At 68.7% G+C, this 19,224-nt stretch carries 19 protein-coding genes; 15 read left to right on the plus strand and 4 right to left on the minus strand.

Annotated features, from left to right (window positions below; genetic code table 11):
• The first annotated feature begins 299 nt into the window (after window positions 1-299).
• From ald to ACIBG5_RS24020, 7 genes are all read left to right on the plus strand, one after another.
• Window positions 300-1,415, plus strand: coding sequence for an alanine dehydrogenase (ald, locus tag ACIBG5_RS23990; protein ID WP_396393711.1), 1,116 nt, complete (start codon window positions 300-302; stop codon window positions 1,413-1,415).
• Entirely contained in the window at window positions 1,412-2,344 is a 933-nt protein-coding gene (gene xerD, locus ACIBG5_RS23995) for a site-specific tyrosine recombinase XerD (RefSeq protein WP_396394162.1), read from the plus strand. The genes ald and xerD overlap by 4 nt, the downstream gene beginning before the upstream one ends.
• 232 nt (window positions 2,345-2,576) lie before the next feature.
• The gene (locus ACIBG5_RS24000) at window positions 2,577-3,587 is read left to right on the plus strand and encodes a ParA family protein (protein WP_396393712.1); all 1,011 of its coding nucleotides are present in this window, start codon (window positions 2,577-2,579) and stop codon (window positions 3,585-3,587) included.
• Window positions 3,572-3,937, plus strand: a complete 366-nt coding sequence (locus ACIBG5_RS24005; protein ID WP_131356301.1) for a hypothetical protein — start codon at window positions 3,572-3,574, stop codon at window positions 3,935-3,937. Before ACIBG5_RS24000 ends, ACIBG5_RS24005 begins: the two co-directional genes overlap by 16 nt.
• Window positions 3,938-3,939: 2 nt before the next feature.
• Window positions 3,940-4,890: a segregation and condensation protein A gene (locus tag ACIBG5_RS24010; RefSeq protein WP_396394163.1), complete on the plus strand. Its 951-nt coding sequence runs from the start codon at window positions 3,940-3,942 to the stop codon at window positions 4,888-4,890.
• Window positions 4,887-6,833, plus strand: a complete 1,947-nt coding sequence (scpB, locus tag ACIBG5_RS24015) for an SMC-Scp complex subunit ScpB (protein ID WP_396393713.1) — start codon at window positions 4,887-4,889, stop codon at window positions 6,831-6,833. The genes ACIBG5_RS24010 and scpB overlap by 4 nt, the downstream gene beginning before the upstream one ends.
• Window positions 6,823-7,557, plus strand: a complete 735-nt coding sequence (locus ACIBG5_RS24020) for a pseudouridine synthase (RefSeq protein WP_360446569.1) — start codon at window positions 6,823-6,825, stop codon at window positions 7,555-7,557. The genes scpB and ACIBG5_RS24020 overlap by 11 nt, the downstream gene beginning before the upstream one ends.
• A gap of 75 nt (window positions 7,558-7,632) precedes the next feature.
• Here the strand turns inward: ACIBG5_RS24020 and ACIBG5_RS24025 are convergent, their stop codons facing one another.
• Entirely contained in the window at window positions 7,633-8,280 is a 648-nt protein-coding gene (locus ACIBG5_RS24025) for a DinB family protein (RefSeq protein WP_396393714.1), read from the minus strand.
• A gap of 370 nt (window positions 8,281-8,650) precedes the next feature.
• Between ACIBG5_RS24025 and pafA the strand changes: the two genes are divergently transcribed.
• Together pafA and ACIBG5_RS24035 are read left to right on the plus strand one after the other, a co-directional pair.
• On the plus strand, window positions 8,651-10,012 hold the full coding sequence (pafA, locus tag ACIBG5_RS24030) for a Pup--protein ligase (RefSeq protein WP_112239386.1): 1,362 nt from the start codon (window positions 8,651-8,653) through the stop codon (window positions 10,010-10,012).
• A gap of 169 nt (window positions 10,013-10,181) precedes the next feature.
• Window positions 10,182-11,147: an FKBP-type peptidyl-prolyl cis-trans isomerase gene (locus ACIBG5_RS24035; protein ID WP_396393715.1), complete on the plus strand. Its 966-nt coding sequence runs from the start codon at window positions 10,182-10,184 to the stop codon at window positions 11,145-11,147.
• Window positions 11,148-11,199: 52 nt separating this feature from the next.
• Here the strand turns inward: ACIBG5_RS24035 and ACIBG5_RS24040 are convergent, their stop codons facing one another.
• Both ACIBG5_RS24040 and ACIBG5_RS24045 read right to left on the minus strand, forming a co-directional pair.
• Window positions 11,200-11,646: a hypothetical protein gene (locus tag ACIBG5_RS24040; protein ID WP_396393716.1), complete on the minus strand. Its 447-nt coding sequence runs from the start codon at window positions 11,644-11,646 to the stop codon at window positions 11,200-11,202.
• Between the two features lie 31 nt (window positions 11,647-11,677).
• Window positions 11,678-12,778, minus strand: coding sequence for a DUF3866 family protein (locus ACIBG5_RS24045; RefSeq protein WP_396393717.1), 1,101 nt, complete (start codon window positions 12,776-12,778; stop codon window positions 11,678-11,680).
• 87 nt (window positions 12,779-12,865) lie between these two features.
• Between ACIBG5_RS24045 and ACIBG5_RS24050 the strand changes: the two genes are divergently transcribed.
• Entirely contained in the window at window positions 12,866-13,822 is a 957-nt protein-coding gene (locus ACIBG5_RS24050; protein ID WP_396393718.1) for a helix-turn-helix transcriptional regulator, read from the plus strand.
• A complete protein-coding gene (locus ACIBG5_RS24055) occupies window positions 13,819-14,790 on the plus strand; it encodes a helix-turn-helix transcriptional regulator (RefSeq protein WP_396393719.1) in 972 nt (323 codons plus the stop codon). Before ACIBG5_RS24050 ends, ACIBG5_RS24055 begins: the two co-directional genes overlap by 4 nt.
• 716 nt (window positions 14,791-15,506) lie before the next feature.
• Here ACIBG5_RS24055 and ACIBG5_RS24060 read toward each other — a convergent pair.
• Window positions 15,507-16,697 carry a winged helix DNA-binding domain-containing protein gene (locus ACIBG5_RS24060; protein WP_396393720.1) on the minus strand — a complete coding sequence of 397 codons (1,191 nt, stop codon included), beginning with the start codon at window positions 16,695-16,697 and terminating at the stop codon, window positions 15,507-15,509.
• Window positions 16,698-16,874: 177 nt separating this feature from the next.
• On the opposite strand from ACIBG5_RS24060, the gene ACIBG5_RS24065 reads away from it, so the two are divergent.
• The 4 genes from ACIBG5_RS24065 to ACIBG5_RS24080 are packed head-to-tail and all read left to right on the plus strand — an operon-like array spanning window position 16,875 to window position 19,151.
• Complete coding sequence (locus ACIBG5_RS24065; protein ID WP_131356273.1) at window positions 16,875-17,066, plus strand: hypothetical protein; 192 nt, start codon at window positions 16,875-16,877, stop codon at window positions 17,064-17,066.
• A gap of 60 nt (window positions 17,067-17,126) precedes the next feature.
• Window positions 17,127-17,432, plus strand: a complete 306-nt coding sequence (locus tag ACIBG5_RS24070) for a twin-arginine translocase TatA/TatE family subunit (protein ID WP_396393721.1) — start codon at window positions 17,127-17,129, stop codon at window positions 17,430-17,432.
• Window positions 17,433-17,454: 22 nt separating this feature from the next.
• A complete protein-coding gene (tatC, locus tag ACIBG5_RS24075; RefSeq protein WP_396393722.1) occupies window positions 17,455-18,279 on the plus strand; it encodes a twin-arginine translocase subunit TatC in 825 nt (274 codons plus the stop codon).
• Complete coding sequence (locus ACIBG5_RS24080) at window positions 18,279-19,151, plus strand: diacylglycerol/lipid kinase family protein (protein ID WP_396393723.1); 873 nt, start codon at window positions 18,279-18,281, stop codon at window positions 19,149-19,151. Before tatC ends, ACIBG5_RS24080 begins: the two co-directional genes overlap by 1 nt.
• The last annotated feature ends 73 nt before the right edge of the window (window positions 19,152-19,224 follow it).

Raw genomic sequence — 19,224 nt, forward strand, 5'->3', positions numbered from 1 at the left:
TTCCGGGCAGTGCAAAACTGGCGTTAAGACAGAAATGGAGATTGCGTCAAGATTGCGCAAAGCCTGCGGGATAAGGGATTCCGGCGTAAACGTCACGGCCCGCTACGGCGTCCTACAAGAGTGTAACCGAACCGCCGGGCAATGATTCAGCGAGTCGTGTCACGATCAGACCATCCGATCAGGTGGTATGAACTTCGCGGGCTTACACTCGGCAGCGACCTGGCAGCACACCCCTCACCGCCGGGCCGCGGACACAACGACGTGGGCCGCACACCTGGAATGTGAAAGAAGGGCGAGTTGTGAAGGTCGGAGTTCCGAAGGAAGTCAAGAACCACGAGTACCGGGTGGCCATCACCCCGGCCGGTGTGCACGAGTTCGTGCGCAGCGGGCACGAGGTTCTGATCGAGCGGGATGCGGGGGCCGGTTCGCTGATCCCCGATGACGAGTTCGTGGGGGCCGGGGCACGGATCCTGCCGACAGCGGACGACGTCTGGGCCGAGGCCGAGCTGGTGCTCAAGGTGAAGGAGCCGGTGGCCGAGGAGTACCACCGGATGCGCAAGGACCAGGTCCTGTTCACCTACCTGCACCTGGCCGCCAGCCGCGAGTGCACCGACGCGCTGCTGACGTCGGGGATCACCGGTATCGCGTACGAGACGGTCCAGCTCTCGGACGGGTCGCTGCCGCTGCTCGCCCCGATGAGCGAGGTGGCCGGTCGGCTCGCTCCGCAGGCGGGTGCCTACCACCTGATGCGCAGCGGCGGTGGTCGCGGTGTGCTGATGGGTGGCGTCTCCGGTGTGCACCCGGCGCGGGTCGTGATCATCGGCGCGGGTGTCGCCGGGATGAACGCGGCCGCGATCGCCCTCGGCATGCAGGCGCAGGTGCAGTTGTTCGACCGCAACATCGCGCGGCTGCGCGAGGCCGACCGGATCTACCAGGGGCACCTGCTGACGATCGCGGCGAACGCGTTCGAGATCGAGAAGGCCGTGCTCGAGGCGGACCTGGTGATCGGTGCGGTGCTGGTTCCGGGGGCGAAGGCACCGAAGCTGGTCAGCAACGACATGGTCAGCCGGATGAAGCCGGGCAGCGTGCTCGTCGACATCGCCATCGACCAGGGCGGCTGCTTCGAGGACTCGCACCCGACGACGCACGCCGACCCCGTGTACCAGGTCCATGACTCGTTGTTCTACTGCGTCGCGAACATGCCCGGCGCGGTCCCGAACACCTCGACGTACGCACTCACCAACGTGACCATGCCGTACGCCGTCGAGCTGGCGAACCTGGGCTGGCGGGAAGCGCTGAGGCGCGACCACAGCCTCGCCCTCGGTCTGAACACCTTCGACGGTCAGGTCACCTACGGCCCGGTCGCCGAGGCGCACGACCTGCCGCAGCTGAAGCTCGACGAGGTGCTGGTCTGAGCATCGGCCGGGCGGTCAGCGCGTACCTGGACCACCTCACGGTCGAGCGCGGCCTGGCTGCGAACACCCTGGCGTCGTACCGGCGTGACCTGCGCCGGTACGGGGGTTACCTCGCCGCGGCCGGGATCGACGATCTCGGCCGCGTCACCGAGGCCGTGGTGAGCGACTTCCTGATGCGGCTGCGGGAGGGCGACGCGGACCATCCGCCGCTCACCGCGTCGAGTGCGGGCCGCACTCTGGTCGCGGTCCGGGGGTTTCACCGGTTCTGTCTGCGTGAAGGGCTGACCGCAGTGGATCCGGCGGCCGCGGTGAAGCCGCCGGCGCCACCGCAGCGGTTGCCCAAGGCACTCTCCGTCGACGAGGTCACGCGCATCCTCGCCGCGGCCGCGGGAGCCGAAGCGGAACCCGCCGTACTCGCAACGCGGGACGCGGCGTTGCTGGAGTTTCTCTACGGGACCGGCGCCCGCATCTCCGAGGCGGTCGGACTGGACGTCGACGACATCGATCTGGAAACCGGTGCGGTGCTGTTGCGCGGCAAAGGCAGCAAGGAGCGGGTCGTCCCGGTCGGGTCCTACGCCCGGGACACGTTGTCGGCGTACCAGGTCCGTGGACGTCCGGATCTGGTGCAGCGCGGGCGCGGTACGCCGGCTCTGTTCCTCAACGCGCGAGGCGGTCGGCTGTCGCGGCAGAGTGCATGGACCGTACTGCGCCGGGCCGCACAGCGCGCAGGGATCGCGAAGGAGATCTCACCGCACACGCTGCGCCACTCCTTCGCCACCCATCTGCTGGACGGCGGCGCCGACGTCCGCGTGGTCCAGGAGCTCCTCGGCCACGCGTCCGTCACCACAACGCAGGTCTACACCCTGGTCACCGTCGACAAACTCCGCGAGGTCTACGCGACATCACATCCCCGTGCCCTGTCGTCCTGAGCCTCCGGCACCGCTCACCACCGCGGGAGCCCCGGCAGGGCCGATGCGGTCGTTTCAGGGACGGTGTGCGATCATCTGACTACGGTTGGTCATCCTGGCGCGGTGATGGACCGCGTCTGGAGGCATGTCGACAAACCACCCCACCCCGGTGCGGAGTGGCTGGTTGAGAGTGCTTGAATGCACGCTTACAGTCGCTGGGATCGCCCGTATCGGTTGAAAGGTTTGACGAGTCATGAACGAGTCGACATTCCCGGGCACCGAGCAGCTGCCGACGCCTGCCCAACCGATCGCGCCGCAGCGGAATCTGACCGTACCCGACAACTATGCGGAGATGCCCAGGCCGACGGCCAAGCTCACCGCGGAGGACATCGCACCTGTGACTGATGCGCACGGCCCGAGGAACAAGATCGGGCCGACCGGCCGGCCACTACCGGACCTGCCGGTGCCGCAGCGGCCGGACAAGACCGGCCCGGCCCAGGTCATCGCGATGTGCAACCAGAAGGGTGGCGTGGGCAAGACCACCACCACGATCAACCTCGGCGCGGCGATCGCCGAGACCGGGCGCAAGGTGCTGCTGATCGACTTCGACCCGCAGGGGTCCGCCTCGATCGGCCTCGGCGTCCAGCCGCACGACCTGGAGCTGTCGGTCTACAACCTGCTGATGCAGCGCGACATCACCCCGAACGAGGTGATCCGGCCGACCCGGGTGGAGAACCTCGACCTGCTGCCGGCCAACATCGACCTGTCCGCGGCCGAGGTACAGCTGGTCCAGGAGGTCGCCCGGGAGTACACCCTGCAGCGGGTGCTCGAACCGATCATCCCCAACTACGACGTGATCCTGATCGACTGCGCACCGTCGCTCGGTCTGCTCACGGTGAACGCGCTGACCGCGTCGAACGGCATCGTCGTACCGCTGGAGTGCGAGTTCTTCGCGCTGCGCGGCCTGGCCATGCTGACCGACACGATCGGCAAGGTGCAGGACCGGCTCAACCCGAAGCTGGAGATCGTCGGCATCCTCGGCACCATGTTCGACGGGCGTACGACGCACGCCCGGGAGGTCCTCGACCGGGTGGTCCAGGCCTTCGACGAACGCGTCTTCCACACCGTCATCCGGCGTACCGTGAAGTTCCCCGAGACCACGGTCGTCGGCGAGCCCATCACGACGTACGCCCCCTCGTCCCAAGCGGCTACCCAGTACCGCGACCTTGCCAAGGAGGTGCTGGCGCGTTGTCCCGCCGGGTGAGCCTGCCAGGTGCCAGTGAACTCTTCGGGGGTGCGGCACCGAAGCAGACCAGACCCGAGAAGCGCACCACCACAGACAGCCCGACGCCGGCCGGAGTCCGGTCGCGCACGGCTGTCGTCGACGACCGCAAGTCCAGCGGTCGGATCCGGCACGACACGAAGATCACCGTGTACGTGACGGAGGAGGAGCTGATCGGCCTGGAGAAGACCAGACTCGCGTTGCGCGAGGAGCACGGCCTGAACGCCGATCGCGGCCGGATCGTCCGGGAGGCGATCGACGTGCTGCTGGCCGACTTCGTCGACCACGGACCGGACTCGGTGCTGGTACGGCGGCTCAAGGCCTCGGAGTGACCGTGGCGCCGGACTCGCTGCCTCTCGACCTGGGCGCGGACGACGCTGCCCCGGCTGTTGCCGAGGGCAAGGGGTTCAGCGTTCACCTGGTCAACTTCGAAGGGCCGTTCGACCTGCTGCTGCAGCTGATCAGCAAGCACAAGCTCGACATCACCGAGATCGCGCTGTCGGTCATCACCGACGACTTCATCGCGCACATCAAGGCACTCGGGTCGGAGTGGGACCTGGACCAGACGTCGGAGTTCCTGCTGATCGCGGCGACGCTGCTGGACCTGAAGGCGGCGCGGTTGCTGCCGAAGGGCGAGGTCGAGGACGACGAGGACCTGGCGCTGCTCGAGGCCCGGGATCTGTTGTTCGCGCGTCTGCTGCAGTACCGCGCGTTCAAGCAGATCGCGGCGCTGATACACGACCGGATGGCGGCCGAGTCGCGGCGGTTCCCACGGGCGGTCGGGGTGGAGCCGCGGTTCGCCGAGCTGCTGCCCGAGGTACTGCTGGGGATCGATCCGGCCGGGCTGGCTGCGCTGGCTGCTCGCGCGCTGGCTCGGAAGGACAACCTGCCGGAGGGCGTGTCGCTGGCGCACCTGCACGCGCCGACGGTCACAGTCCGCGAACAGGCCCTCGTCATCGTCGACCGCCTCCGTCGGCAGCGCAGCACCACGTTCCGTGCGCTGGTCGCTGACTCGCCGGACACCGTCACCACGGTCTGCCGCTTCCTGGCGTTGCTGGAACTCTTCCGCGAAGCCGCCGTCGCCTTCGACCAGGTCACCCCGCTCGGCGAACTCACCATTCGCTGGACCGGCACCGACGAAGGCGAGATCGACGTCAGCGACGAGTTCGACGAACTCCACCCACCCGACCCCGAAGACGGTGAAGCCCCCAAGGTCGCCGACGACCCAGACTTCCTGGAACCCGCCGAACCCCCCACCGACGACGACGAGACGGTGCCCCAGTGACCAACCCCGAAGACACCACCGTGGCCACCGCCTCCACCCAAGACCCCACCGCCTCCACCGAAGACCCCACCGCCTCCACGGACGACGCCACCTCTGCTGACTCCGGTTGCCAGACCGCTCCCCAAACCGGTTCGGGGAGCGACTCAGCCGAGACCGGGGAGGACAACCTGCCGGAATCGGGCAGTGGCGCTCCCCAGATCGCAGATGCGAACCTGGCGGACCGGGACAGCGGTTCGGCCGAGGGCGACCTGGTGGGGGATGACGAGGAGCACTTGTCTCCGGGGCAGACCGAGGTGCCGGTGGGGGATGAGGTTGTTGTTGATGACGACACCATGCGGCGGGCGTTGGAAGCGATTCTGATGGTGACGGACGAGCCGTTGCCTGTGCTGACGTTGGCTCGTGCGGTCGGCCGCCCGACCGGTGACATCTCGGCAGCCTTGAACACGCTGGCCGAGGAGTACACCGAGCAGGGCCGCGGGTTCGATCTCCGTGAGGTGGGTGGCGGTTGGCGCTACTACACCCGCGTCGAGGCAGCGCCGTACGTCGAGCGCTTCGTCCTCGACGGTCAGCAAGCACGCCTGACCCAGGCCGCACTCGAAACCCTCGCGGTCGTCGCGTACAAGCAACCCGTCAGCCGGGCGCGCGTCTCCGCGATCCGTGGCGTGAACGTCGACGGGGTCATGCGCACGCTCGTCGCCCGCGGCCTGGTCGAGGAGGCCGGCGCCGACACCGAATCCCAGGCGATCCTCTACCGCACCACGACGTACTTCCTCGAACGCATGGGCATGCAGTCCCTCGACGACCTCCCCGAACTGGCGCCGTACCTCCCCGAAATGGACGACATCGAGGAAGAGCTGGCCGCCCAAACCATCCCCGCCCCCACCAACCAGCCCACCGACGACCCCACCGAACCACCAGCCACCGAGGCCGCCACCGCGACCGCCGAAGAGCCGGAAGAACCCGAAGAATCCGAGGAGCCGGGGGAGTCGGGGGATGAGATCCCCGCGTACGTTGACGGAGGCGAACTCGTCGAGCGCGAGCCTGAGGACGAGGCGGATCCCGGGATCGACGGAGATCTGGAGGCCGCAGATGCCGAGGACTCTGGGATCGACGGGGATCTGAGTACCGTCGAGGCGGATGAGTCTGGTGAGGACGCAGCTGCTGCCGCTGGGCCGGCACCGGTCGGCGAGCACGCGGACCAGGCGGCTGCCGGGATTGACGGCGACCTGAGTTCCGCTGGCGCGGATGATCAGGACTCCGGCTACGCCGGCCAGGGGGCTTTCGACGGGCCGGGTGAGCTCGAGGGCGAGGATGCCGCGAGCTCGGCGTACGACGCTGGTCGCGCGGACGCGGGTGAGCCGCAGTCTGCGGACGAGGCGGACGCCGGGATCGGCGGGGACCTGAGTTCCGCTGGCGCGGAGGATTCGGACTTCGGCTACGCCGGTCAGGGGGCTTCCGACGAGCCGGGTGAGCTCGAGGGCGAGGTTGCCGCGAGCTCGGCGTACGACGCGGATCCAGCGGACGCGGGTGAGCCGCAGTCTGCGGACGAGGCGGATGCCGGGATCGGCGGCGACCTGAGTTCCGCGGGTGCGGATGATCAGGACTCCGGTTACGTCGGTCAGGGGGCTTTCGGCGGGCCGGGTGAGCTCGAGGGCGAGGTTGCCGCGAGCTCGGCGTACGACGCGGGTCCCGCGGACGCGGGTGAGCGGGAGTCCGCGGATGAGGCGGACGCTGGGATTGACGGGGACCTGGACGTCGCGGTGCAGGATGACGCTGCGGATCAGGACGAGATCGCGGACCAGGACGAGACCTCGGATGCAGGCGGGACCTCGGGTGAGGACGGGTGGGGGGCTGGTGGGTCGGGTGCTGTGGATGACGGGGACGGCGAAGGCGTGAGTGGGTTGGATTCTAGGGTGGTTGGGGTTCGTCGGTCTGATGGGTGAGGACGGGGTTCGGCTGCAGAAGGTTTTGGCTCAGGCGGGGGTGGCGAGTCGGCGGAATGCCGAGTTGCTGATCGAGCAGGGGCGGGTCGAGGTCGACGGGGCGGTGGTGACCGAGTTCGGGGTGCGGGTGGATCCGGAGGTTTCGGTGATCCGGGTCGACGGGGAGCGGATCCCGCCGGTCAGCGCGCACGTGTACCTGGTGCTCAACAAACCCCGCGGCGTCGTCACCACGATGGCGGATCCGCAGGGCCGGCCGTGTATCGCGGACTACGTGCAGGACCGGCCGGAGCGGTTGTTCCACATCGGGCGGCTCGACACCGACACCGAGGGGTTGCTGCTGCTGACCAACCACGGTGAGTTCGCGCACCGCCTCACGCACCCGTCGTACGAGGTCTCCAAGACGTACGTCGCCGAGGTCGAGGGCAACGTCAAGCCGGCAGTACTCCGCACGCTCCTCGATGGGATCGAACTCGACGACGGCCCGGCGCAGGCGGACACGGTGAAGGTCGTCTCCAGCATCCGCGGCCGCACGCTGATCCAGATCAGCCTGCACGAGGGCCGCAACCGCATCGTCCGCCGCATGTTCGACGCGATCGGCCACCCGGTCAAGCGCCTCACCCGTACGGCGATCGGCCCGGTACGCCGAGGCAACCTCCACACCGGCGAACTCCGTCCACTCGACCCTAAGGAACTAGGCCAACTCCTGGACCTCGTCGACCTCTGATCCCCAGAGCGCCCGCACCGAACACCGGAAACTGTTCGTCGCTGGGTGCACCTTTGTTTCCGAAGATCGCGCTATCTAGCGCAGAGCGAGGGCGACCAGGCGGCGGAGCGTGCGTAGTTCCGACCGCTCGTGCCAGGCGAGGCGGCGGAGGACCTTCACTGTCGTCCACACCTCGCCGTCGACCCGCCGTACCAGGTCCGCCGGCATCGTGGCGACGGTACGGCGGACATGCTCGGCTGACTGCTCCAACTCGTCGGCCAAGTTCTCCAACGGCTCCCGGTAGGGCAGACCGAGCGACGGGAGGTAGTACCGGCTCTCGGTGTCGACGATGTGCCAGGCGAGTTGCCGCACCGTCCGCCACGCGGCGAACGACGGCAGCACCCGATCAGCATCATCGAAGTCGAGCATCGCGGGGGAGCAGGACGAGATCAGCGCAGCCGTCTCCCGCCGGCTCTCCTCGAGAAGCTTCAACGTCGCGGCCCGTTCGGCGCCCGCCGCAGGAACAAGATCCCGCTCGAACGCCTGCTCGTCACCCACCACCCGCTCCACCACCACACACCGCAGGTCGGCTCCGAGCTCCGCACCAAGATCGCGGAGCGCCGCAGCTTCGTCGGCACCCTGCCCGCAGCGCCCCCACCGCTCGGGCTCGAAGACCCACGCGGCTGTCCCGTCGTCGATCGCCAGCTGTACGCCGGACTCGACGTACGCCCGCACGTCCGTCACCCACCGGATGCTAGCCACGAGCTCAGACACAACAGACAGCCGCTGCCCAAGCCAGTGGGCAGCGGCAGTCCCGGCTCCGCCGGCCGCCCGCCGCCGATCTTCCGCTTGTAGACCTGATCCACCAGTTGGCCCGACCTTCAGCGTGCAGCCCCCGGCCAGCGCCGGTGGCGCCGCACTCGCCTGGCCCGGCACGCCCGCTTCATCTCTCTATCCCAGGAAATTCCTACCTGCCCCGATGCCAGTCGCTTGCGGAAAGTCAGGTGCGTACGTCCGTTCGGGCCGCGCTGGTTGACATCAAAGGGGTAACGCCGGGGAACGGCGCGCCTGAGACATGGCCCGGTTGTCGGAGCGGCACCGTACTGTGGGGTGTGTGAACCGGCGAATCTTCGGTCTGGAGAACGAGTACGGCGTCACCTGTACCTTTCGCGGTCAGCGCCGACTGACCCCCGACGAGGTGGCGCGGTACCTGTTTCGGCGCGTCGTGTCCTGGGGGCGGAGCAGCAACGTGTTCCTCCGCAACGGGGCGCGGCTCTATCTCGACGTGGGCTCCCATCCGGAGTACGCGACCGGCGAGTGCGACTCTGTCACCGACCTGATCGCGCACGACAAGGCCGGTGAGCGGATCCTCGAGGGTCTGCTCGTGGACGCGCAGAAGCGGCTGCACGACGAGGGCATCTTCGGCGACGTCTACCTGTTCAAGAACAACACCGACTCGGCCGGAAACAGCTACGGCTGCCACGAGAACTACCTGGTCAGCCGGCACGGCGACTTCGCCAAGCTGGCCGACGTACTGATCCCGTTCCTGGTCACCCGGCAGCTGATCTGCGGTGCCGGCAAGGTGCTGCAGACGCCGCGCGGCGCGGTCTACTCGGTGTCACAGCGGGCCGAGCACATCTGGGAGGGCGTCTCCAGCGCGACCACCCGGTCCCGGCCGATCATCAATACCCGCGACGAGCCGCACGCGGACGCCGAGCGGTTCCGCCGGCTGCACGTGATCGTCGGCGACTCGAACATGTCCGAGACCACGATGCTGCTCAAGGTCGCGAGCACCGACCTGGTGCTGCGGATGATCGAGGCCGGCATCGTGATGCGCGACCTCACCCTGGACAACCCGATCCGCGCGATCCGCGAGATCAGCCACGACATGACCGGCCGCCGTGAGGTCCGGCTGGCGAACGGGCGCGAGGCCAGTGCCCTCGACATCCAGGGGGAGTACCTGACCAAGGCGCGCGACTTCGTCGACCGCCGCGAGCTCGGGACGCCGGCCGTCGAGCGGGCGCTGTCGCTGTGGGAGCGGACGCTGAAGGCGATCGAGTCCGGCGACCTGAGCGGGATCGAGCGCGAGATCGACTGGGTGATCAAGTACCGCCTGATCGAGCGCTACCGCCAGCAGAACAACCTCGGCCTGGCCAGCCCGCGGGTCGCCCAGCTCGACCTGGCCTACCACGACATCCACCGGCCGCGCGGGCTGTACTACCTGCTCGAGCGCAAGGGCGCGGTCACCCGGGTCGTCGACGACCTGCGCGTCTTCGAGGCGAAGTCGGTGCCGCCGCAGACCACCCGGGCGCGGCTGCGCGGCGAGTTCATCAAGCGTGCGCAGGAGCGCCGCCGCGACTTCACCGTCGACTGGGTGCACCTGAAGCTCAACGACCAGGCCCAGCGCACCGTGCTCTGCAAGGACCCGTTCAAGTCCCACGACGAGCGCGTCGAGAAACTCATCGCCAGCATGTAGTCGCAGGTCAGGTACGTCGCTGAGCCGGGTGACTGTGCGTGGCGTGACCGAACGGTGACGCGGCCGGGCGGTGGCGGGGTTGGTCGCGCAGGCTAGGGTTGGCCGCGTTGTTGCCCCCTGTGTGTCGAGCGGCGCGGAGCGCGCCGGGATGTTTCGAGGTGCTGGTTTCGTGCGCAAGTTGTTGAGTCTGGTCGTTGTGGCGGTACTGGGGTCCTCCCTGGTGGCCTGCGGATCGGATAAGCCCGAGTTCGGGGCGGGCGGGATCAAGGTGACGTCTGACTTCGGCCAGAAGCCGACCGTCACCCATCGCGAGGGTGACCCGGAGAAGAGCCTGGTGACCCAGGTCCTCAAGGAGGGCGACGGTCCCGAGGTCAAGAAGGGCGAGTTGCTCACCGCGAACTACCTCGGTCAGATCTGGCGCGACGGAAAGGTGTTCGACAACTCCTACGACCGCGGTGCGCCGTCGTCGTTCCCGATCGGGGTCGGCGGCGTGATCGGCGGCTGGGACGAGGGTCTGGTCGGGAAGAAGATCGGCAGCCGGGTGATGCTGTCCATCCCGTCCGACAAGGGCTACAAGGAGCAGGGCAACGAGCAGGCCGGGATCAAGGGCGACGACACGCTGATCTTCGTCGTCGACCTGGTCGGCGCGGCCGGGAACGACACCCCGCTGGACGCGACGCCGGCCACCTCGGCGGCGACCAAGATCAAGATCACCGGCGGACTGAACGCGGAGCCGAAGGCGACCGTCCCGGCCGGCTTCAAGGCGCCGGCCAAGCCGGGCAAGCCGGTTGTGATCGCGCTCGGCAAGGGCAAGCCGATCGAGAAGGGCAGCCAGCTGATCACCCGGTACGCCGTCTTCGACTACGCCGGCAAGAAGCAGGCCAGCACCTGGGACGGCCAGCCCGCCACCCAGACCTCGCCGGCGCAGCCGCCGGCCCCGACCGACCAGCTCCAGGTCGGACCCGGCCCGAACGGTCAGGCCGGTCCGGTCGACGGCCTGGCCGGTATGCCGATCGGCAGCCGCGTCCTGGTCGAGCTGCCCCCGTCGAAGGACGCCTCCGGCAAGTCCATCTCCGCCTTCGCGGTGATTGACGTACTGAACGCGTTCCCGGCTCCGAAGCAGCAGGGCCAGTAGCCGTTCACCTCAAGGGCCGGTCTCCCCAGGTGGGGACCGGCCCTTGGTGCGTTCAGCGGCGGAACCAGCGGGTTGTGTCGGGGTGGAAGGTCAGCGCCAGCGCAGTCACCACCGCGGTGATGTGCACACTGCGCACCGCAACTGAGGCCACGAACTCCACAGACCACTGCAGCGTCGTGAAGTCTCCGCCGTCGAGCAGCCAGGTCACCGGTCCATAGACGAGAGACGCGATACCGACCGTGCCCAGCAGGCCGGCCAGGAGGTAGCGCGACCAGGGGACACCGTGGCGGAAGAATCGGTCGATGACGACGAACAGTGCGCCGTAGATGAGGCTGCGGACGGCGATCTGCATCACCAGAGCCGACGGTGACACACCATCTGCGATCGCCCCGGCGACTCCGACCACCGATTCCGCAACCCCGGCACCGACCGCGAGCAGCCACATCAGAGTGGCCCACCGAGCGGTCAGCGGGGCTTCAGGAGCAGCGATGATTGCCATGCTTCCAGCGTGACCGCCGCAGCCGCCCGGATCAGGAGTACTGAGACCCCACTCCAGGTGGTGGAACGTCTACCAGACCCGCTGCGTGCCGCCCAGCCGCCGCCGCTGCCTCGAAGTACGCGCGGTCGCCGTCGAGGTCCCGTCCCATCGTCGACAACTTGACCGGTGCGGCCCGCAGAGCGTCGTACAGGCCGTCCAGTCCGACCCGCACGACCCGGTGCCGGGCCTTCAGCGGCTCGGCTGCGTCCCGTACGGCGTCCCCGAAGTCACCGGTCAGATCGGGTACGACGACGTCCGCCGGCTGCAGGGCGACGCGGCCGTACGCCGTCAGGCTGTGGTGTGAGATCCCCCGGTGCCGCGGCCGCGGGTCCGCCTCCGAGATCCGCAGCGACGCCACAGCCCGCCCGTGGAGCGTCCCGATCGCGTTGACCGCCTCACCGGACTGCACACCGGAGAACCCCCAGCGAGTCCCGGTCCCGAGGTTGCCCGGCCCCTGCGTCAGTACGACGAGCTCCGCCGCCAGCACGTGTACGGCGGTCAGCAGACCGGTGTGCACCGTGACCGCCTCCCGATCGCCGCCGTACGCCTGGCCGACCGTGACAGTCCCACCCAGCCACCCGCTGTCCCGCAGCGACGCCACAGTGCGCGAGAAGGCGAGTGGCAGCGCCCCACCGTCCGTCATCACGTACACGACCCGTGTGGTCGGCCGTGCCTCGTACACCCCGGCCAGTACGGCGGGCAGCGCCGAATGCAGGTCCGCCACCACGACCGGCGTACCGAACAGGTCGTCGGCGTCACGCAGTACGTCGTGGTCCGGTGAGTCCTGCTCGTCCGCGCCGAGCACCATGGTCTGCAGCGGCGTGTACCGGGCCTTCACCAGGTGACCGCGCTCCGGACGGTCGGCCGGCAGCCGGTCCGGTAAGGCGACCACCAGCGCGTAGCCGCCCGTTCCGAGGCCCTTGTCGAGCGCGCCGACGTTGAGCAGCACCCGGTCGCCGGCGTTCGGCGTACCGACCAGGTCGGGGTAGGCGAGAGCGCGCACAGACTGTCCGCCGACCGTCACAGTCAGTTCAACCGCACCAGCCCAGCTCCGCCCGACCGCACTCACCACACCGTCCCGCCACCGAATCACAGGGCGAGAGTAGCGGGTCGAACCGGTGTTCGAAGATTTCGGTGCGGGAGGGCGGGATTTGACGCTCTCAGGCCGTAAGGTGGTCGGGTGTCGGCGCGCAAGAGTGAGCGACTGCTCAATGTGGTCATCTGCCTGCTGGTCGCGCGCACCTACGTGACGAAGGAACGCATCCGCGAGGTCGTCGAGGGGTACGCGGGCCAGACCGACGACGCCTTCGAGAAGATGTTCGAGCGGGACAAGGACGAACTGCGCGACCTCGGCATCCCGATCGAGATGGGCACGATCGACAAGTTCTTCTCCGACGAGGTCGGCTACCGGATCCGCCGGGACGTGTTCGAACTGCCCGAGGTCCACCTGGAGCCGGACGAGGCCGCCGTACTCGGCGTTGCCGCCCGCGTCTGGCAGCACGCCAGCCTGGCCGAGGCGACGACCTCCGCGGTGCTGAAGCTGAAGGCCGCCGGGATCCAGACCGACCAGTCTGCGCTGAGCGCGATCGAGCCGCACGTCGGCGCGTCCGAGCCGGCCTTCGACCCACTCTGGTCGGCGGTCGTGAGCCGGACCGTGGTGCGCTTCCAGCACCTCCGCAGCGGCGCCTCGGAGCCGACCACCCGGACCCTGGAGCCGTGGGGGATCGTCTCCTGGCACGGCCGCTGGTACGTCGTCGGCCGGGATCGCGACCGTCAGGCGACCCGGATGTTCCGGCTGTCCCGGATCGGCGGGGATGTGAAGACGGTCGGCGAGCCGCGCGCGTTCACCGTGCCCGAGGGCACCGACTTGCGTTCACTGGTGTCCGAGCTGGGTCCGCCGCGTCCGACGTCGGAGGCGAAGGTCCGCGCCCGCACCGGTTCCTGTGTCAGCCTGCGCCGTCGCGCCAACGCCATCGAGCCGTACGAGGAGGGCTGGGACCTGCTGCACGTCCCGTACGCCGACTCCGGCGTGCTCGCCGAGGAGATCGCGTCGTACGGCCCGGATGCGGTCGTCGAAGGCCCTGGAGACGTGCTGGACGGCGTCTTGTGGAGGCTGCGGACGGTGGCGGGCGGATGAGTAATGCTCGGGATCAGGTGCAGCGGTTGCTGGCGTTGGTGCCTTATCTGCGGGAGAACGACGGCGCCCGAGTCGACGATGTCGCGAAGGAGTTCGGCGTACGGCCGAAGCAGATCATCGCGGACCTGAAGGTGCTGTGGTTCTGCGGTCTGCCGGGCGCGCAGATGGGCGATCTGATCGAGATCGACATCGAGGCCGCCGAGGGCGACGGCGTCATCCACATCAACAACGCCGACTACCTGGCTCGCCCGCTGCGGCTGGCCGCGGACGAGGCGCTGGCGCTGCTGACCGCGCTGCGGACGTTGCGTGAGGTGACGGCCGGAAACGACCGGGACGCGGTCGACCGCGCGATCGGCAAGCTGGAGCGCGCAGCAGGAGAGGCCGCGGCGGCGAGCGAAGGCGCGGCCGCTCATGTGCACGTCGAGCCGGCCGACCCGGGGATCGCCGACACCGTGAACCGCGCCCTGGCCGGGAAGCGCCGCCTGCACCTCACGTACGACGTACCGTCGCGGGACGAGACCACCGAGCGGGACGTGGACCCGATGCGCCTGGTCGTCTCGGAGGGGCGTACGTACCTCGAGGCGTGGTGCCGGCTGGCCGAGGATGTGCGGCTGTTCCGCCTTGACCGGATCGCGGCTGTGAAGCTGCTGGACCTGCCGAGCGAACCGCCGCCCGAGGCGACGCCACGTGACCTGTCCAACGGGATGTTCCAGCCGTCCGAGCGCGACCTGCTGGCGACGGTGAAGCTGGACCCGCCGGCCCGCTGGGTCGCCGAGTACTACCCGAACGAGTCCGTCGAAGAGGGTCCCGGCAACTCCCTGATCGTCAAGCTCCGCGTCGCCGACACCGGCTGGCTCCAGCGCCTCGTCCTCCGCCTGGGCGGCGCTGCCACAGTCCTTGACCCACCCGACCTCACCACCCAGATAGCCGCCACAGCCCGAGAAGCCCTCGCGGCCTACGACGACTAACCCACCCCAGCCACCCGCCCGTCCCCGGCCTGCCCGAGTGCGTTTGAGGGAATGTCCCCTCAAACGGTGCCTTCTCCGTTCGTATGGAAGGGGAGCGGGCATAACCCGAGGGGAGATCCCCTCTCCCTCCGCGCGTGGTCGTGTGAGCGCGTCCGGAGGAGGCACCGGGAGGGCGGACTGTGCATTCGGACAGGAAGTGTCAAGCAGCCCGCAGTGCACCTGAGCTGAAACGCCTCGCGCGTACGGTGTATCGCCGGTGCACTACCTGTCCATCTGCACATCAACAGCCGCAGGGCCGGACCGGGGAGCGCGGTGTACCGGATTCGGCAGGCAGAACTCCCCGATCTCGCTTCGACCCGGCCGGCATCGCCAGAAAGTCGGGGTATCCCCCAGATGCGGCCAGGCAACGGATGCTGAGCGTGAGCTCGCGGCGCACGACGACACCTCCACCCCCGCGCCCCGCCCGAGCCCGGGCAGCGTCCCCGCCGCGCGTGCGGGCATTTGAGCGGATATCCCCTCGGGTTGCACGTTCTCCCGTCGAATTACGACCGGACAAGCGGCAACTTCAGGGGTTGTCCGTTCAAACTCACCGCGGTGAGAGAAGGTGAGCCGGAGCCGGGAGGCCAGGGGGACAGCCGCGCCGGGGGAGGGGCTGGGGTGGGATAGCGGGGCCGGGGACAGCGGGGCCGGGGGAGGGCTGGGGACAGCGGGGCGGATCAGTTCTGGCTCAGCTGTTTTTCCAACGGAGCTCGGAAGCGTGGGGTGACTCGGACGCCGGACAGCCAGGTGGTCCAGCGGGCGGCTTCGGCTTCGATCAGTTGGGTGGTTTCGCGGCCGACGTCCTCGAGGAGCTGGAAGCGAACCTCGCCTGACTCGGGCTGCCCCCAGCCGCCGACGATGCGGCCGTCCGCCCAGATGGTCGGGCCGATGTTGCCGGTGTTGTCGAACAGCTTCGCCTTGTGCTCGCCGAGGTACCAGTCGCGGTCCTTCCAGCCCATCGGTGTCGGGTCCAGCGTGGGCAGGAACGCGACCCACGGCTCCACCGGCACCTCAGGCGCCTCGTCGCCGGGCAGCACGTACCCGACCTGGCCGTCCAGATCCACCGCGACCGCCTCGACCGCGGTCAGCGCCTTCTTCGTCTGGCCGGCCGTCCACCCACTCCACCACTGGAGGTCCGCCGCCGTACCCGGTCCGAACGTCGACAGCCACGCCCGCGCCAGCGTCACCCGGGCCTCCTCAGCCGCAGGCTTGTCGCCGAGTCCGCCAGGCAGCCAGTCCTCCGCCGGCGACCAATGGTGCTGACCGCTCAGCCACGTCCCCAGCGGCCGTCCGCGCACGATCCGCCCCTCGGCCGACAGCTGGAACAACACTCGGCTCGTCACATACGGCTGAGCGGCGTACGCCTTGCCGACCGCCAGGTTGAGCCGGGTCCGCAGCCGCGGCTCGTCGGCGGACAACTCCTGCGCCGTCGCCGATCCGCGCAGCGTCAGCGCAGTCGCGGCTGACTCTTCGACCGCCCGCAGCCACTTCCCGGACGCGTCCGCGTCGGGTCCGACCCCGGACTCGGTCAGGTGCTTGACCAGCAGCTTCCGCTGCTTGACCGCGATGTCGTCGGTGCACGCCGCCTGGACGATCGGCGCGAACGGCGTCGGTACGACGAACACGGTCCGGCGCATGCCGAGCATCCGGATCAGCGTGCGGTCGTCGTACAGTGCACGCTCCGTGCCCAGCACATCACTCCCTGGTACGCGAGCGGCCACAGACAGGTGCACGGTGGCCGGATCGGTGGCGTGCAAGGCGACCATCGCTGCCGCAGCTTCCACCGGATCCGCCGCGTGGCAGGAAGACAGCAGGCGATGCCGCCGGCCCAGCCGGGTCCGCCGCTCCTCGACCCCGATCCGCAACATCAACCGCCCCCTCATCTCGCCGTACCACAGCCTTGTCCCCGCGGACCCTGCCCACTCGCCGGGCCGGGCATGTCCCGCTGGAGACACTCGGTTTTACCATCACGTTCCGACACCGTTGTCCGCCGAGACGCCACGCGGGGCGTGGGCGATGCCCGGGAACCGGCTAGGCTCCTGGGTATGTACTGGTTCCTGCTCTTTCTCGCAGTCGTGGCGGTGTGGCTATCCGTCCTCGCTCTGCTTGCGAAGAAGGTATGGGGCCAGGCCAAGGCGCTGACGCGTGAGTTGGTCGCCGCCCAGTCCAAGCTGGAGGCAGCGCAGTCCGCGGCCGGGTCCGGACAGACCCATCGGGGCGAGCACGCCCCGGCGTAGTATTCGGCCCACGACTCAGCGTTGAGCCACCAGGCAAGTGTGTGTGAAAGGGAGATCGACATGGCAGCACCGCTCATCGGTATGCCGCAGGGCGCGGAGTGGCTCGTCATCCTCGCGATCGTCGTGCTGCTGTTCGGATCGGCCAAGCTGCCGGCGCTGGTCAAGCAGCTCGGCAAGTCGAAGAAGATCTGGGAAGAGGAGGTCGGCCCGAAGAAGAAGGACTCGGAGCTGACCGAGGGCAGCAACGAGTCCGCCCAGGCTCCGACACAGCAGGCGGCCCCGCAGGCCCAGCCGGCGCAGCAGCCGAACCAGGTCAACGGCCAGGCGCCGGGCGACGGCCTGCCGCCGACGCACACGGCCAACTGAGCCGAGCGCCCCAGCTGTGTCAATGGTGAAGTTCGGGCGGCGTAAGGAGAAGAAGGAGCGCCGCCCGAAGGACGACGAGGGTCGGATGACCCTGCGCGAGCACATCATCGAGCTGCGCAACCGCCTGCTCATCAGCGTGCTCGCGATCGTGGTGGGGACCATTGTCGGCTGGGTCTTCTACAACCAGGCCTTCGAGTTCCTGACCAAGCCGTTCCTGACCAGCGTCGCCGAGATGGCCAAGGACGCGGGGAACGTGAAGACCCCGCAGCTGACGTTCCCCGGCGTCGGAAACGCGCTGACGTTCCGGATCAAGATCTCGGCACTGTTCGGGCTGATCCTGGCTTCGCCGGTCTGGCTCTACCAGTTGTGGGCGTTCATCGCGCCAGGCCTGCACCGCAACGAACGTAAGTGGGCCTACCTGTTCTCCGGGATCGCCGCTCCGCTGTTCGCGGCCGGCATCTGGGTCGCGTACTGGACCCTGCCGAAGGGCATCGAGATCCTGCTGGGCTTCACGCCACTCGACATCCAGAACCTGGTCGAGCTGCCCGACTACCTCGACTTCGTGCTGCGCACGATGATCGTGTTCGGCGTCGCCTTCCTGATCCCACTCGTGGTCGTGCTGCTGAACATGCTCGGTGTGGTGCCGTCGTCCGCGCTGCGCCGGTTCCGGCCGTACATCGTGCTGGTGATCTTCGTCTTCGCCGCGGTCGCCACACCGTCGGGTGACCCGTTCACGATGTGCCTGCTGGCCATCCCCATGTGTCTGCTGTTCTTCATTGCCGAGGTGATCACGCGGATCCTCGACAAGCGCAAGGCCCGCAGGGCCGAGGAACTGCTGGCCGACTGATGACCAGACGGATCGCGCTGGTGGTGAATCCCACCTCCGGCCGCGGCCTCGGTGCCCGCGTGGCTCCGGTGGTCCGCGAACGCCTCGCAGCGGCGGGGATCACCGTCGACGTTCACGCCACTACCTGCGCGGAGGACGTCGGCCGGATCTCGGCCGAGGTGGTCGCGTCCGGTGCGGACGCGGTCGCGCTGATCGGTGGCGACGGCACCGTCCATCTCGGCGCCCAGGTGCTGGCGAAGTCCGGGATGCCGTTCGGCGTGATCCCGGCCGGCACCGGCAACGACTTCGCCCGCGGGATCGGCGTACCACTGAAGGATCCGGCCGCGGCGGCCGACCTGATCGTGGCCGGCAAGACCCGCGCGATCGACCTCGCGGTGGCCAAGGACGAGTACATCACCACGGTCGTGGCCGGCGGCTTCGATTCGCTGGTGAACAGGCGCGCCAACGCGATGAGCTGGCCGAAGGGCAACTCTCGCTACACGATCGCCACCCTGGCCGAACTACGCACGTTCAAACCCCTCGAGTACGTCGTCACCGTCGACGGCGAGGTGATCGAGACCAAGGCGATGCTGGTCGCGGTGGGCACCGGGCCGACGTACGGCGGGGGACTGCAGATCTGTGCCGGCGCGGAGATCGACGACGGACTGCTCGACGTGACGATCATCCAGCCGGTGTCGCGGTTCACCCTGCTGCAGATGTTCCCGAAGCTGTCCAAGGGCACGCATGTCGGCCACCCGATGCTGCGAACGGCGCGCGGCCGCTCGGTCCGGATCGAGTCGCCCGGGATCACGGCGTACGCCGACGGCGAGGTGCTCGGCCCGCTCCCGGTCGACATCGGCATCGCTCCCGGTGCACTGACCGTTTTCGCCTGAGACACAATCTTCACGGAGTGAAGTGTTCTCATCTCTGCCTCTGGTCTGATAGGAAAGCTTCCTAACAGTAATC

The organism is Kribbella sp. NPDC050241 (assembly GCF_044459685.1).
In the GTDB taxonomy this organism is placed as follows: Bacteria; Actinomycetota; Actinomycetes; order Propionibacteriales; family Kribbellaceae; genus Kribbella.